Source organism: Streptomyces sp. SBT349 (genome assembly GCF_001083795.1).
Taxonomy (GTDB): domain Bacteria; phylum Actinomycetota; class Actinomycetes; order Streptomycetales; family Streptomycetaceae; genus Streptomyces.
This window is the reverse complement of the sequence record NZ_LAVK01000214.1, coordinates 1-12,972: the sequence shown is the minus strand read 5'-3', so window position 1 is coordinate 12,972 and position 12,972 is coordinate 1. Positions and strand designations below refer to the sequence as shown.

14 protein-coding genes and 1 tRNA gene are annotated in these 12,972 nt (G+C 71.3%); 10 read left to right on the top strand and 5 right to left on the bottom strand.

The window, feature by feature from the left end; genetic code table 11:
* Positions 1 to 90 precede the first annotated feature (90 nt).
* The gene (locus ADY01_RS23345) at positions 91 to 1,320 is read right to left on the bottom strand and encodes a DUF3631 domain-containing protein (RefSeq protein WP_420715738.1); all 1,230 of its coding nucleotides are present in this window, start codon (positions 1,318 to 1,320) and stop codon (positions 91 to 93) included.
* 258 nt (positions 1,321 to 1,578) lie between these two features.
* On the opposite strand from ADY01_RS23345, the gene ADY01_RS23340 reads away from it, so the two are divergent.
* The 3 genes from ADY01_RS23340 to ADY01_RS23330 all read left to right on the top strand — a co-directional run bounded on the left by ADY01_RS23340 (position 1,579) and on the right by ADY01_RS23330 (position 3,755).
* Positions 1,579 to 2,100: a helix-turn-helix domain-containing protein gene (locus ADY01_RS23340; protein WP_049577151.1), complete on the top strand. Its 522-nt coding sequence runs from the start codon at positions 1,579 to 1,581 to the stop codon at positions 2,098 to 2,100.
* A gap of 192 nt (positions 2,101 to 2,292) precedes the next feature.
* Complete coding sequence (locus ADY01_RS23335) at positions 2,293 to 2,514, top strand: excisionase family DNA-binding protein (protein ID WP_049577161.1); 222 nt, start codon at positions 2,293 to 2,295, stop codon at positions 2,512 to 2,514.
* On the top strand, positions 2,514 to 3,755 hold the full coding sequence (locus ADY01_RS23330) for a site-specific integrase (RefSeq protein ID WP_078900530.1): 1,242 nt from the start codon (positions 2,514 to 2,516) through the stop codon (positions 3,753 to 3,755). The genes ADY01_RS23335 and ADY01_RS23330 overlap by 1 nt, the downstream gene beginning before the upstream one ends.
* 375 nt (positions 3,756 to 4,130) lie before the next feature.
* On the opposite strand, the gene ADY01_RS23325 is transcribed toward ADY01_RS23330, so the two are convergent.
* Positions 4,131 to 4,204 (bottom strand) — tRNA-Gly (locus ADY01_RS23325).
* 126 nt (positions 4,205 to 4,330) lie between these two features.
* On the opposite strand from ADY01_RS23325, the gene ADY01_RS41885 reads away from it, so the two are divergent.
* Positions 4,331 to 4,567 carry a hypothetical protein gene (locus tag ADY01_RS41885; protein ID WP_420715737.1) on the top strand — a complete coding sequence of 79 codons (237 nt, stop codon included), beginning with the start codon at positions 4,331 to 4,333 and terminating at the stop codon, positions 4,565 to 4,567.
* On the opposite strand, the gene dcd is transcribed toward ADY01_RS41885, so the two are convergent.
* Entirely contained in the window at positions 4,481 to 5,056 is a 576-nt protein-coding gene (dcd, locus tag ADY01_RS23320; RefSeq protein WP_049577148.1) for a dCTP deaminase, read from the bottom strand. The genes ADY01_RS41885 and dcd overlap by 87 nt on opposite strands.
* A 24-nt stretch (positions 5,057 to 5,080) precedes the next feature.
* On the opposite strand from dcd, the gene ADY01_RS23315 reads away from it, so the two are divergent.
* Positions 5,081 to 5,518, top strand: a complete 438-nt coding sequence (locus ADY01_RS23315; RefSeq protein WP_049577145.1) for a DUF3574 domain-containing protein — start codon at positions 5,081 to 5,083, stop codon at positions 5,516 to 5,518.
* Positions 5,519 to 5,550: 32 nt separating this feature from the next.
* On the opposite strand, the gene ADY01_RS23310 is transcribed toward ADY01_RS23315, so the two are convergent.
* Positions 5,551 to 6,300, bottom strand: a complete 750-nt coding sequence (locus tag ADY01_RS23310; RefSeq protein ID WP_324613229.1) for a Yip1 family protein — start codon at positions 6,298 to 6,300, stop codon at positions 5,551 to 5,553.
* A gap of 85 nt (positions 6,301 to 6,385) precedes the next feature.
* Positions 6,386 to 8,545: a (Fe-S)-binding protein gene (locus ADY01_RS23305; RefSeq protein WP_049577138.1), complete on the bottom strand. Its 2,160-nt coding sequence runs from the start codon at positions 8,543 to 8,545 to the stop codon at positions 6,386 to 6,388.
* 233 nt (positions 8,546 to 8,778) lie between these two features.
* Between ADY01_RS23305 and ADY01_RS23300 the strand changes: the two genes are divergently transcribed.
* The 5 genes from ADY01_RS23300 to ADY01_RS23280 all read left to right on the top strand — a co-directional run.
* Positions 8,779 to 9,390: an NADPH-dependent FMN reductase gene (locus ADY01_RS23300; protein WP_234320369.1), complete on the top strand. Its 612-nt coding sequence runs from the start codon at positions 8,779 to 8,781 to the stop codon at positions 9,388 to 9,390.
* 242 nt (positions 9,391 to 9,632) lie between these two features.
* The gene (locus tag ADY01_RS23295) at positions 9,633 to 10,625 is read left to right on the top strand and encodes an LCP family protein (protein WP_159001364.1); all 993 of its coding nucleotides are present in this window, start codon (positions 9,633 to 9,635) and stop codon (positions 10,623 to 10,625) included.
* A 66-nt stretch (positions 10,626 to 10,691) separates the two neighbouring features.
* Entirely contained in the window at positions 10,692 to 11,327 is a 636-nt protein-coding gene (locus ADY01_RS23290; protein ID WP_049577136.1) for an NADPH-dependent F420 reductase, read from the top strand.
* A gap of 16 nt (positions 11,328 to 11,343) precedes the next feature.
* Entirely contained in the window at positions 11,344 to 12,105 is a 762-nt protein-coding gene (locus ADY01_RS23285) for a peptidoglycan recognition protein (protein WP_049577132.1), read from the top strand.
* A 4-nt stretch (positions 12,106 to 12,109) separates the two neighbouring features.
* Positions 12,110 to 12,972, top strand: an 863-nt coding sequence (locus ADY01_RS23280) for a PP2C family protein-serine/threonine phosphatase (protein ID WP_234320368.1), incomplete at its 3' end; no start/stop codon positions are given.

The window sequence follows — 12,972 nt, the reverse complement described above, 5'->3', positions numbered from 1 at the left end:
GGGGTGGTGATGTCGGGTCGACCCGTTGCGGGCCTGAGACCCGTCCCCGTGCTGAGCTGCGCGGGGACGGGTGGGACGGGTCAAGTCGGGTCAGGCCCCGGTGCCGGTGGTGGGCCCGGTAACGCGGGCGGGCTCCACTGGCTTCGCCGGTTCGCAGTCCGGTTCAGGGACCGGTGCGGGGCAGTAGCGGGCCCAGGCGTCGAGGAACTGGGTGCGGGCGTAGCCCTTGGCCTGCATGCCACCCGGGAAGCGGTGGTTTCCCGGCCGGATGCCGTAGTCCTCCAGCAGCAGCCCCAGACGGCGCGCGTTCAGCCCGGTCGGGCCGTGCTCGACCCACGGGGCTTCGGGGGCGGAGTTGAGCTGCTCGATCAGGCGGCTCGTGCGCAGCGCGGACGGGTCGCCCTCGGCGGCGAAGACCCCCCGGATGTCAAGGAGGATGCGGGTGCGCAGCCCCGTATCGGCGTCCCTTCCCGTCTCGTGGGCGGTCATGGCGCGGCAGGCCGCGCGGGCGCGGGCGGGCCACTGGCTGCCTGCCAGGTCGGCGATGATCACCAGGGGTTCCCAGGTGTCGGCGGCGCGGTCCTCGACGGGCATGTCCGGCTCCATGTCCTCGGCCTGGGCGCACAGGGGCCGGAGCCAGGCGGCGAGGCGGTCGCGTAGGGCGTGCAGGGCGGGGGTGTCCCGGCCGGTGCGGAAGGCCGCCACGCTCTCGCCCGGCGCCCGGCGGCGCATGCGGATGACCACCGAGCGGTCCATGATCGTGTCGGGCAGGTCCCCGATGCCGGCGAGGGCGGCCATGGCGAAGGTGGGGAAGGCGACCGGGGTGTGCTCGGGTCCGGTGACGCGCAAGGTGGGACGGTTGCGCTGGTGTCCGGCGTTCAGCAGGCCGCGCAGGTCCTCGTTGCGCTCGGCTGCCTTGGCGGTGCCGAAGAGGGTGTCGGCCTCATCCACCAGGAACGTCGGCGGATCCTCATCCGTGATCGAGCGGAAGATCGCCGCCGCGCTGGCATTGACCGTGATCAGCGGGGCGTGCACGGTCTCGGTCACCACATCCAGCAGCCGCGACTTGCCGCACCGTTTGGCCGGACCGACCACCGCCAGACGCGGCGCGTGCTGCCAGGCGGGCTGGAGGTGCGTGGCCGCCACCCACAACGTCACCGCCGTGAGGGCTTCCTCGCTCGGCATCACGACGAACCTCTTGATCTGAGCCTGTAGTTCGGTCAGCACCTGCGCCCCTTCGGACAGGGCACCCGGCTCGGCGCCGCTGGCTGGGGTGTCGGCGGCGGGGAGGGTTGGCATGGGCGAGTGGGGATCGGTCATACTGGTGTCAGCTCCTCTGCTCGCGGGCCATACGGGACGGCAATCCCGGCCACGCGGGTCGATCGCTAGGGATGGCGGTTGAGAGGTTTGCGCTTTGGCCCCCGGTGCGAGCCGGGGGCTTCTGTCATGAGACGTGGATCGTGGGTGCGGTCGGATCAACACCATGCCACACGATTGCGGATCGCAGGGACTCCCTCCCTACCGCAGAATGCATGCTACGGTTCACCGGTCGCTGCACCTGGCAGTGGTGCACTACGCATGGAAGAGGTGGCTGTGGCAGACGACGAAGCCCCGCAGGGCGTGCTCCTCAGCGGTGAGGCGAACGTCGCGGTGCGGATCAAGCTGGAACGCGAAGCCCGCAGCTGGAGCACCAACACCCTCTCCGACCGCCTCAACGAGGCCGGCTTCGACATGAACCCGTCCGGTGTCTGGCGCATCGAGAACGGCAAGCGCCGCATCAACCTCGACGAGGCCATCGGCTTTGCCGAGGTCTTCGGCCTTGACCTGCGCAACCTCGTCGGCCCCCCGCAACTCGCCGCCCAAGCCCGCGCCATGGAGCTCATCGACGCCGCCGTCCACGCGTTCCGCGAGACCCAACGGGCCAATGCCACCTACGCCACGGCGCGCGACGCCCTCGACGCGTACCTGGCCGAGCACCCCGACGTCCGAAGAGAAGCCGACGTGATGGTCTCCAACGCCATCGCCGAAGCCAGCGCCAGTCACCTGGCCACGACCTACGGGCCTCGGAACGACGCGGCCAACCACGCCGAAGAGGCGTAACTCGCCCGCGTTCTCGCCCTGTCGCCGGAGCTTCCCTCAAGCCCCGGACGGCTCAGTACGCAACCACCATCCCTAGCGATCGACTCGGCAGGTCGGCATTGCCGTGCCACGGGCCTGCCGGGAGAGGACTCTCCCATGCGCCGACCGGCGATACCCCATGTATCCGCACAGCCCGCACGTGCCGCGACGGAGCTGAGCACCCATGACCGTCTGCTCACGGTGCACGAGGCCGCCGAGCGGCTGGGCACCAGCGAGCGCTTTCCCCGTCGGCTGATCGCCGAACGCCGCATCGCCTTCGTCAAGGTCGGACGCCACGTCCGCATCGCCGAAAGCGTCCTCGACGCCTACATCGAGGCACAGACCGTTCAGCCTGCCGTTCGGCGCGCCCGCTCCCGCTACGGCAGGGCCGCCTGATGGCGAAGAAGAAGGCGGCCAAGCGCCGCTTCGGGGCCGTTCGGCAGTACCCCTCGGGTCGTTGGACGGCCAGCTACGTCGACCCCGCAGGGCTGCGGCGGCGCTCTCCCGAGACCTTCGCCACCAAGACGGACGCCGACGTCTGGCTCTCCCAGGTCGAGGCGGACCTCACACGTGGCGATTGGGCCGATCCGGATGCCGGGGCGGTCAACTTCGAGGAGTACGCCCTGCGGTGGGTCGAGGAGCGCCCGGTCGCCGCCACCACGGGCGAGCTTTATCACCGTCTGCTCCGCCTGCACATCCTGCCGACGTTCCGGCAGTGGGACCTCGACGAGGTGACCCCGCCCCGCGTCCGCGCCTGGCGTGCCGAACGGCTGGAGGCCACTGGCGCCGACACGACGGTCGCCAAGGCGTACCGGCTGCTGAAGGCCATCCTCCAGACGGCTGCCGACGACGAGTTGATCCGCCGTAACCCCTGCCGGATCAAGGGCGCGGGCAAGGAGTCCGCCGACGAGCGGCCGGTGGCGACCGTTGAGCAGGTCGATGCCCTGGCGGATGCGATGGGGCCGCGCTGGCGGCTGATGGTCTACTTCGCGGCCTACGCCAGCCTCCGCCCCGAGGAGCAGGCCGAACTGCGCAGGCATGACGTGCTCCTGCCCGAGGAGCCCGAACCTGACGAGCGCCGTGACCGCGAGACTGAGCCTGAACCGGTCCTGTTGCTCATCAGCAGGGCGGCGCCCGAGCTGACCACCGGCCACCGGGTGACCGGCGAGACCAAGTCGCAGGCCGGGAAACGTACGGTCGTGCTGCCGGGCTTCCTGTACGTCGATGTGCGGCGCCACCTCGACTGGTTCGCCTCCAAAGAGCCCGACGGGCTGCTTTTCGTCGGCGAGCGCCGTGCTCCTTTCCGCCGCTCCACCTTCGGTCGGAAGTGGCGCAAGGCTCGGGTCAAGGTCGGGCTGCCGTCCAACTTCCGTTTCTACGACCTCCGGCATACCGGCAACACCCTCGTGACCCAGTCCGGCGGCACGCTCAAGGACGTCATGGTCCGCGCCGGCCAGTCGACGGAGAAGGCTGCGCTGATCTATCAGCATTCGCCCCTGGAGCGCCAGAAGGAAGTCGCCTACGGCCTCGACACCCGTGTTCGGGTGGCTCGCAGGGGTATCGCGGACGGCCACGGCAAGGGACGGTCAAGCTCGGACAGTGGGCCAAGTGGTGCGCGAGTGGTGCGCCACGCCTGACACCTTCCGACACGCTTCTCAGGGGGCCGACATAGCGCCGTTTCGGCCTCCTGAGACGGTCCCTACGGCCACGAAGACCGCATCGGCGGAGTAGTCGGAGTGACCGTGGCCGCCTCAACTTCCCCTAGGTATAAGAGATTTGGCATGCCTCTGGTCACTTCTCCGGCGGTGCCGCTCGACCGAGAGTTATGTGATGCACGTCACGTGAAACAAGTCTCGCCATTTGAGACGCATGTCGAACACCCAGGCGATTGCGTCCCTGGTCCGTCGCGTCTGCGGTGATTCAGCGTCTCAAGTGGTGCGCAAGTGGTGCGAGGGGCCCGGATAGGTCTGGACAACAAACAAGCCCCAGGCCGCTGACCTGGAGCTTTACTGTGGAGCGGGCGACGAGAATCGAACTCGCGCTCTGAGCTTGGGAAGCTCATGTTCTACCATTAAACTACGCCCGCCGGAGCGGCCCGTCGGGGCTGCTCGGTGTGTGGGTAGCCTACCTCACCTCGGAGTGCCGTGGTGAGGCGTGTCGGCTTCTTCCCCTAATCTTCGTTCGTCGTCGAGCGGAGAGGGAGAGGGAAACGTTGCAGATCACCACCGTCGTTCGTTGTGTCGAGGGGCATGTCTTCGCCACCGCGCGGTTTCCCATGCGGCAGTTGGGGCGGGAGCGGATCGGGCCCGGGCGGTTGTTGCGGTGTCCGCGGTGTGCGCGGTTGCGGAGTTCGGTGCCCGTGTCAGATGTGGGTGCGGTGGAAGTTCTGGTAGGAGCGGGAGGCGGTGGGGCCCCGCTGGCCCTGGTAGCGGGAGCCGACTCCCGCTGATCCGTAGGGGCGTTCGGCCGGGGAGGTCAGGCGGAACATGCAGAGCTGACCGATCTTCATCCCCGGCCAGAGCTTGATCGGGAGCGTGGCCACGTTGGACAGCTCCAGGGTCACGTGGCCCGAGAAGCCGGGGTCGATGAAGCCGGCCGTGGAGTGGGCCAGCAGGCCGAGCCGGCCGAGGGAGCTCTTGCCCTCCAGGCGCGAGGCGAGGTCCTCCGGCAGGGTGATCAGCTCGTAGGTGGACGCCAGCACGAACTCGCCGGGGTGCAGGATGAACGGTTCCTCCCCCGGCGGTTCGATTCTGCGGGTGAGGTCGGGCTGTTCCACCGCGGGGTCGATGTGCGGGTAGCGGTGGTTCTCGAAGACCCGGAAGTAACGGTCCAGTCGCACGTCGATACTCGACGGCTGCACCATCGTTGGGTCGTATGGATCGATCCGTACCCGACCTGCGTCGATTTCGGTACGGATGTCCTTGTCTGACAGAAGCACGCACCGAGATTACCGGAGGCCGTGATGACCCGAGTGGCCGCGACCCTGCTGGCTTGTGTGATGGTCGGTGGCGGGACGACCGCCGCGTACGCCGTCCTGGACGAGGCGCCGGTGCCCGCCGCCGGGACGGCCGAGGGGTACCGGGAGACGCGGCTGTTCTTCGGCACCGCGCGGCCCGGGGGCGGGGAGCCGGTGACGGAGGCGGAGTTCGAGGCGTTCGTCGCGGAGGTCGTCACGCCGCGCTTTCCCGAGGGGCTGACCGTGCAGGAGGGCGACGGGCAGTGGCTCGACGAGCACGGGGTCATCGAGCGGGAACGCTCCTACGAGCTCGTCCTCTACTACCCGGCCGCCGACGCGGGTGCCGGCGACCGGGAGATCGAGGAGGTGCGGGCCGCGTACCTGGGGCGTTTCGACCAGGAGGCCGTCGCGCGCGTCGACGACCGGGTGCGCGTCGACTTCTAGGCGGCGGTCGGCGCGCCCGCGGCGTCCCGTCCCTACAGCGTGCCGAGCTTCACCAGCATCAGCAGGGCCAGCAGCTGGATCGTGGAGGCGGCCAGGGCGCGGGGCCAGGGGATCTCGTGGGAGCGGGCGACCATCATCGTGAACAGGACGCCCGCGAAGAGCCAGGTGGCCCAGCCGAGGATCTGCACGACCGAGTTGGCGCCGCCCAGGAAGAGGGCGAGGGCCAGGCGGGGCACGTCCGTGAGCGCCATGATCAGCATGGCGAGCCCGGCCGTCGGCGCCCACAGCCCGTTCCCGCCGAACTGGCGGGCCAGGTTGTGTGTCACCGTGCTCAGCACCAGCGCGCCCAGCACCATCGCCACCCCGGTGAACAGCAGGTACGGCGCGACCGTCGAGGCCGTGGTGTCGAGCATCGACTCGCGGGCGTTGTCCAGGCCGAACACGGCGACGAGCCCGTAGAGGAACGTCACGACCAGCGCGGAGGCCCACATCGGGTAGTCGCGCATGTGCCAGAAGGTGCGGCTGGGGCGGAAGGGGATGCCGAGGAGGAGCTCGCGCCAGGGGAGGGGCGGCGGAGGTGGCGGCGCCGCCGCGGGCTCGCCGTACGTGGGGTGCGGGTCCCCGTGCGGGTCCGGATGCTGCTGGTACTGCTGGGGCTCTCCGTAGGGGGAGTAGGGTCCGGGCTGCTGGTACCGCGGCGGCGGATACTGCTGCGGCTGCGGTCCCGGATAGGGCCCCTGCTGCGGGTAGTGCTCGTCGCGGTTCCTTCTGAATACGGCCACGCCTATGAACGTACCGCTTCCGCGGGCGCCGGAGCCCGCGCACGCCCCCTGAGCGTCCCCCTAGGGGCGGGCGGGCAGGCAGGGCTCAGGTCGCCGGCTCCGGCTCCGCCGCGGGGACCTCGTCGGCGCCCGCCGCCGGGGTGGTCACCGATTCGAGCAGCAGCTGCGCCACGTCCACGACCCGCAGGTCCTCCTTGGCGGCGGCGTTCGCCTTCTTGCCGTTGACCGAGTCGGAGAGCATCACCAGGCAGAACGGGCAGGCGGTGGAGATGATGTCGGGGTCGAGCGACAGCGCCTCGTCCACGCGCTCGTCGTTGACGCGCTTGCCGATCCGCTCCTCCATCCACATCCGGGCGCCGCCCGCGCCGCAGCAGAAGCCGCGCTCCTTGTGGCGGTGCATCTCCTCGTTCCGCAGGCCGGGGACGCGGGCGATGATCTCGCGGGGCGGGGTGTAGACCTTGTTGTGGCGGCCCAGGTAGCAGGGGTCGTGGTAGGTGATCAGGCCCTCGACCGGGGTGACCGGGACGAGCCTGCCCTCGTCCACGAGGTGCTGGAGCAGCTGGGTGTGGTGGATGACCTCGAACGCGCCGCCGAGCTGCGGGTATTCGTTGGCGATGGTGTTGAAGCAGTGGGGGCAGGTGGTGACGATCTTCTTCGCCCCGGCGGCGGTGAGGGATTCGACGTTCTGCCGGCCGAGCTGCTGGAAGAGGAACTCGTTCCCCAGGCGGCGGGCGGAGTCGCCGGTGCACGCCTCGTCGCCGCCCATGATGGCGAAGCGGACGCCCGCGATGTGCAGCAACTCGGCGAACGCCTTGGTCGTCTTCCTCGCGCGGTCCTCCAGGGCGCCGGCGCAGCCGACCCAGTAGAGGTAGTCGGTCTCGGAGAGGTCCTCGACGTCGCGGCCGACGACCGGCACGTCGAAGGCGACCTCGGACGTCCACTCCAGGCGCTTCTTCTTGGCGAGCCCCCACGGGTTCCCCTTGCGCTCCAGGTTCTTCAGCATGGTGCCCGCCTCGCTGGGGAACGAGGACTCGATCATCACCTGGTACCGCCGCATGTCCACGATGTGGTCGATGTGCTCGATGTCGACGGGGCACTGCTCGACGCACGCGCCGCAGGTGGTGCAGGACCACAGGACGTCGGGGTCGATCACCCCGTTCTCCTCGGCGGTGCCGACCAGCGGGCGGTCCACCTCCTCGCCCGCGAGCAGGTAGGGGGCGCTGGCGTGGGCGTGGTCGCGGAGCGACATCACCAGCAGCTTGGGGGAGAGGGGCTTCCCCGTGTTCCACGCGGGGCACTGGGACTGGCAGCGGCCGCACTCGGTGCAGGTGGAGAAGTCGAGCAGGCCCTTCCAGGAGAAGTGCTCGATGCGCGAGACGCCGAACTGGGCGTCCTCCGCCCCCTCTTCCTCGAATACCGTCTCGAAGTCGATCGGCTTGCCGGCCGAGGTCATCGGCAGCAGCGCGCCGAGCGCGGGCGCGCCGTCCGCGTTCCGCTTGTACCAGATGTTGGGGAAGGCGAGGAAGCGGTGCCAGGCGACGCTCATGTCCGCGCGCAGGCCGAGGACGATCGCCCAGATGGCCGTGGTGCAGAGCTTCACCATGGCGGTGAAGTAGACGAGCTGCTGCAACGTGCTCGTGGAGAGGCCGTCGAACGCCGCCACCAGGGGATACGACACGAAGTACCCGGCCTGGTACCCCTCGACGTGGTGCAGGGCGCCCTCCAGGCCGCGCAGCACGAGGATGGCGGCGCCGATGACGACGATCACCCACTCCACGAAGTACGCCTGCCAGGCGGTCGAGCCGGCGAACCGCGACTTCCGGTCGGCCCGGGAGGGCAGGCTCAGCAGCCGGATGGTGATCAAGGTCACGATGCCGAGCACGGTCATCGCGGTGATGAACTCGACCCACATCTCGTACGGCACGAAGTCGGCGAGGACCGGCAGCCGCCAGTCGGCCTTGAAGAGCTGGCCGAGCGCCTGGAGGAGCGTGAAGACGAGGGTGAGGAAGCCGAGGGCGACGAACCAGTGCGCGGCGCCGATGATCCCCCAGCGGTTCATCCGGGAGTGGCCCAGGAACTCCCTGGTCAGCGTCAGGCTCCGTCGCTTCGGGTCGTCGGTGCGCAGGCCGTCGGGGACGGGCTGGCCGAGGCGGAGATAGGCGACGAGCCGCGCGGTGGCGCGGCAGAACAGCGCTACGCCGACCGCGGAGAGCACCAGCGTGACGACGATGGCGGCGAGTTGCATGGCGGTGGCTCCTCGGACCTGCGGGCGGGCTGTGGAACGTAGGGCTGGAACGGGGGCTAGCAACATAGCCCAGGACCATGCTACTCGATGGTAACTTATCCCGTCATCCCCTCCTTGCCCACCGTCCGGATGTGTCCCTTGACTTCAACAATGGTTGAAGTCCCACGCTGGTCGGTGTACGCCGGGCGCGGAAGGCCGCGCCGGCACCGCGTGAGACGAAAGAGGGGACCGTCATGCCGACGACCATGTCAACGACCCAGCCCGCCGCCGTGAGCAGCACCGAGGCGCCGCTGCGGCTCGCCGTCATCCTCGGCAGCGTCCGCGAGGGCCGCTTCGGTCCCACCGTCGGCCACTGGTTCGCCGAACGGGCCGCGGAGCGCGCCGACATGACCGTGGACCTCGTGGATCTCGCGGACCCGGGGCACACCCTGCCGCTGGCCATGGGTGGCGGCGAGGGCGCCGCGGTCACCGCGCGGCTGGCCGCGGCCGAGGCGTTCGCCGTGGTCACCCCGGAGTACAACCACAGCTACCCGGCCGCGCTGAAGAACGTCATCGACTGGCACCGGGACGAGTGGTTCGCCAAGCCCGTCGGCTTCGTCTCCTACGGCGGGATCTCCGGGGGCCTGCGCGCCGTGGAGCACCTGCGCGCCGTCTTCGCCGAGCTGCACGCCGTCACGGTCCGGGACACGGTGAGCTTCCACAACGCGGGGGGCCAGTTCGACGCGGACGGGCGCCCGGCCGACCCGGCGGGCTGCGGAGGCGCCGCCAGCGCCATGCTCGACCAGCTCGCCTGGTGGGGCTCCGCCCTCAGGGGCGCCCGCGCCGCCCGCCCCTACGCGGCCTGAGCCCGGGGCGCGGCCCGACCCCGGCCCGCGCCGGGTCCCCGACGGCGTGAACGGCGTGAACGGCGCGCGGGCAGGGTGCGAAGGCCGCGCCCGGGCGCCGTTCGGCGGGGGGAGCATGGGCCGATCGGCGCCCCCCGCCCTACCCGTTCGGAGGAAGCCATCGCCACATAATCCCACATGACGGACATCGCCTGGCGGGCCCCGCAGGATGGGCGGAAAGCGAGCCGGAAGGGTGGGCTGTCGTGGCTGTCCAGATGACGCGAGGTCAGAAACTCCTGTGGTGGGTGCTGCTGGTCCTCGGTGTTCTCCTCGCGGTCGTCGCGGGGGCGGCGCTCTGGGCCTATCAGCGGCTCGACGGGAACATCAGCACCGATCACGCCGCCGCCGACGCGCTGGACAGGGACGCGGACGAACGGCCCGAGGCGCGGGCGGGCGACGGGGCCAGGAACATCCTCGTCATCGGTCACGACTTCGGCTCGGGCACCGGCAACGCCCGCTCCGACACCGTTCTCCTCCTGCACCTGTCGGCCGACGGGACACGCGCCGACGCCGTCCACGTGCCGCGCGACATCGTGGTGGACATCCCCGCGTGCCGCACCGAGGAGGACGGGTGGAGCGAGGCCACGAGGGCCCAGTTCAACTGGGCCTTCCAGTTCGGCGGCGCCGCCTGCACCATCCGCACGTTCGAGCAGATGACCGGCATCAGGGTGGACCACCACCTGGCGATCGGCTTCGAGGGCTTCGCGGAGGTCGTGGACGCGGTCGGGGGGGTCGAGGTGGAGCTCGACGAGGCCGAGCACGACCCCAACGTGGGCCACGACCTGCCCGCGGGCCGCCACCTGCTGGACGGCGAACAGGCGCTCGCCTACGTCAGGGCCCGGATCTTCGTCGGCGACGGCAGCGACCTGAACAGGCTCGCCCGCCAGCAGGAATTCCTCGGCCTCCTCTACGAGCGGATCACCGACCAGGACACGGTCGCCGACCCCACCCGGCTCTACCCGGTGCTCAAGGCCGTCACCTCCGCCATCACCGCCGACGCCGGTCTGGACTCCCTGGACGAGCTCTACGGCCTGGCCAAGGACCTCAAGGCGGTGCCCGAGGACGGCGTCGGCTTCCGCACCGTCCCGACCCTGCCGCACACCTCGGAGCCCAACCGCCTCCGCCTGGACGAGCGCGCCGCCGCGCGCCTCTTCGCGGCCGTGCGCCAGGACCGTTCCCTGCCTCCCGTGCCGTAGTCCGCGACCGCCGGGACGGGGCGTGCGCGAGATGCGGCCCCCCGGGGCCCGTGCTGGCATGGACCCATGATTGTGACGATCGTGGGCGCGGGTGCCATGGCCCGTGGTGTGGCGACCATCGCGCTCGCCGGCGGGCACACCGTCCGGCTCGTCGGCCGGGCGCAGAGGAACGCCGAGAGCCTCGCCGGGGAGCTGCGGCAGGTGGCGCCCGACGGCGACGTCTCCGCCTCGGACGCCATCGCGGTGGAGGACGCCGATCTGGTGGTGCTCGCCGTTCCCCACCCGGCGGGCGTCGAGCTGACCGCCTCCTACGGCACCGCGCTTACGGGCTCGGTCCTCGTCGACATCAGCAACCCCGTCGGCCCCGACACCCTCACGGTGCCGCCCGGCACCTCGGCCGCCGAGCTGATCGCCGCCGAGGCGGCCCCGGGGACGCCGGTGGTCAAGGCGTTCAACACCGTGTTCGCCGGCACGCTGCTCAGCGGGCGGGTGGCGGGCAAGCCGCTCGACGTGCTGATCGCGGGCGACGACGAGGACGGCAAGGGCGCCGTCGCCGACCTCGCGGAGGGGGGCGGGCTGCGCCCCCTCGACGTGGGGCCGCTGCGGAGGTCCCGCGAGCTGGAGGCCCTTCAGCTCCTCCACATGTCCGTCCAGGACAGCCTCGGCCTGAACTGGTCGAGCGCCGTCAAGATCCTGCCCTGAAGCCGGGGAGGCGCCCGTGTGGTCACGCCGGAGGATAGCCATATGCGCCGCGGTGCTGCCGCTCGCCGCCGTGGTGACCTGGGACGCCCCGCAACTGACGGGCGGGACCGCCGCGCCGCCGGCGCCGCGCGCCAAGCGGCTGCCGCCCGCGGTCGAGCGGCCCGCGCCCCAGCCCGGGGTCGTCACCCGCGAGGACTGGGGCGCCGACGAGGACCTGCGGACCGAGGACGTCACCTACACGGGCGCGGCCCGCGCGGTCTTCATCCACCACACCGGACACCCCGACGGCTACGACTGCGCGGACGTGCCGGAGATGCTGCGGTCCATGCAGGCCGACCACGTGAGGCGGCAGGGCTGGGACGACGTCGGCTACAACTTCGTGGTCGACTCCTGCGGAACGATCTACGAGGGCAGGGCGGGCGGCCTGGACCGCTTCGTGCTGGGGGCGCACACCACCGGCTTCAACATGGACAGCGTCGGCATCGCCGCGGTCGGCGACTTCGACCCCTCGGGCGAGGTGCCCGACGCGCTGGTCACGGCCGTCGCCGAGATCGTCGCGTGGAAGCTGCGCCCCGGCACCGACCCGCGGGAGCAGGTGCGCCTGGTCTCCACGAACGACGACAGCAGGGTGCCCGAGGGCGACCCCGCCGAGCTCGACGTGGTCTCGGGCCACCGCGACATCGTCGAGACCCACTGCCCGGGGGACGCCCTCTACGCGGAGCTGCCCGCCATCCGCGACCAAGCGGCCCGGCTCCGGATCGATGCGCACTCCCGCTGAGCTCGTGAGGCGCGGGAAGCCGCTCGCCGGCCCCGGGCTCGTGCCGCGCTGGCTGCTCGCGCTCCCGCCCGTGGTGCTCGTCGTGCTCGGCATCGCCCAGTCGCTCGCGCCCGGCTGGGTGCAGCTGGCGTTCCTCTTCGCGGCGCTGCCCCCGCTCACCGGGCTGATCTACGGGCCGTGGCGGACCTCGCTCATCAGCGCGGGCGTCATGGTGCTGCTGTTGCTGCCCATCACCCGCCCGCCGCACATCAGCGACGCGGATCTGGGTGCGGTCGCGGCGATCGCCGCCTTCTCCGTGGTCGTCTCCTGGATCAGGACCCTGTACACGCGCGACCTGGTGGTGGTGCGCGACGTGGCCGAGGCGGCCCAGCGCGCCGTGCTGCCGCCGCTGCCCGACCGGGTGGGGGGCGTGCGGTGCGCCGGCCTGTACCGCGCGGCGCAGGTGGGCGCGCTGGTCGGCGGCGACCTGTTCGACGTGCGCGCGGGGCCCCACGGGGTGCGGGCGCTGGTCGCCGACGTGCAGGGGCACGGCCTGGCCGCGGTCAGCACCGTGGCCTCGCTGCTCGGAACGTTCCGGGAGGCGGTGCTCGACGAGGAGGAGCTGCGCGGCGTGGCCGCCCGGCTCGACCGGCGGCTGGTGGTCGAGGGCGGCGACCAGTCGGAGCTGTTCGCGACGGCGCTGCTCGTGGAGTTCGCGCCGGACGGGCGCGAGGCGCGGCTGATCAGCTGCGGGCACCCGCCGCCGCTGCTGCTGCGGGACGGCGCGGCGCGCGAGCTGAGCCCCGAGAACGGGACCCCGCTGGGCCTGGGGCGCGGCGTCCGCCACCCCGGCCCGCCCGCCCCCACCCTCGTGGAACTGCGCCGGGA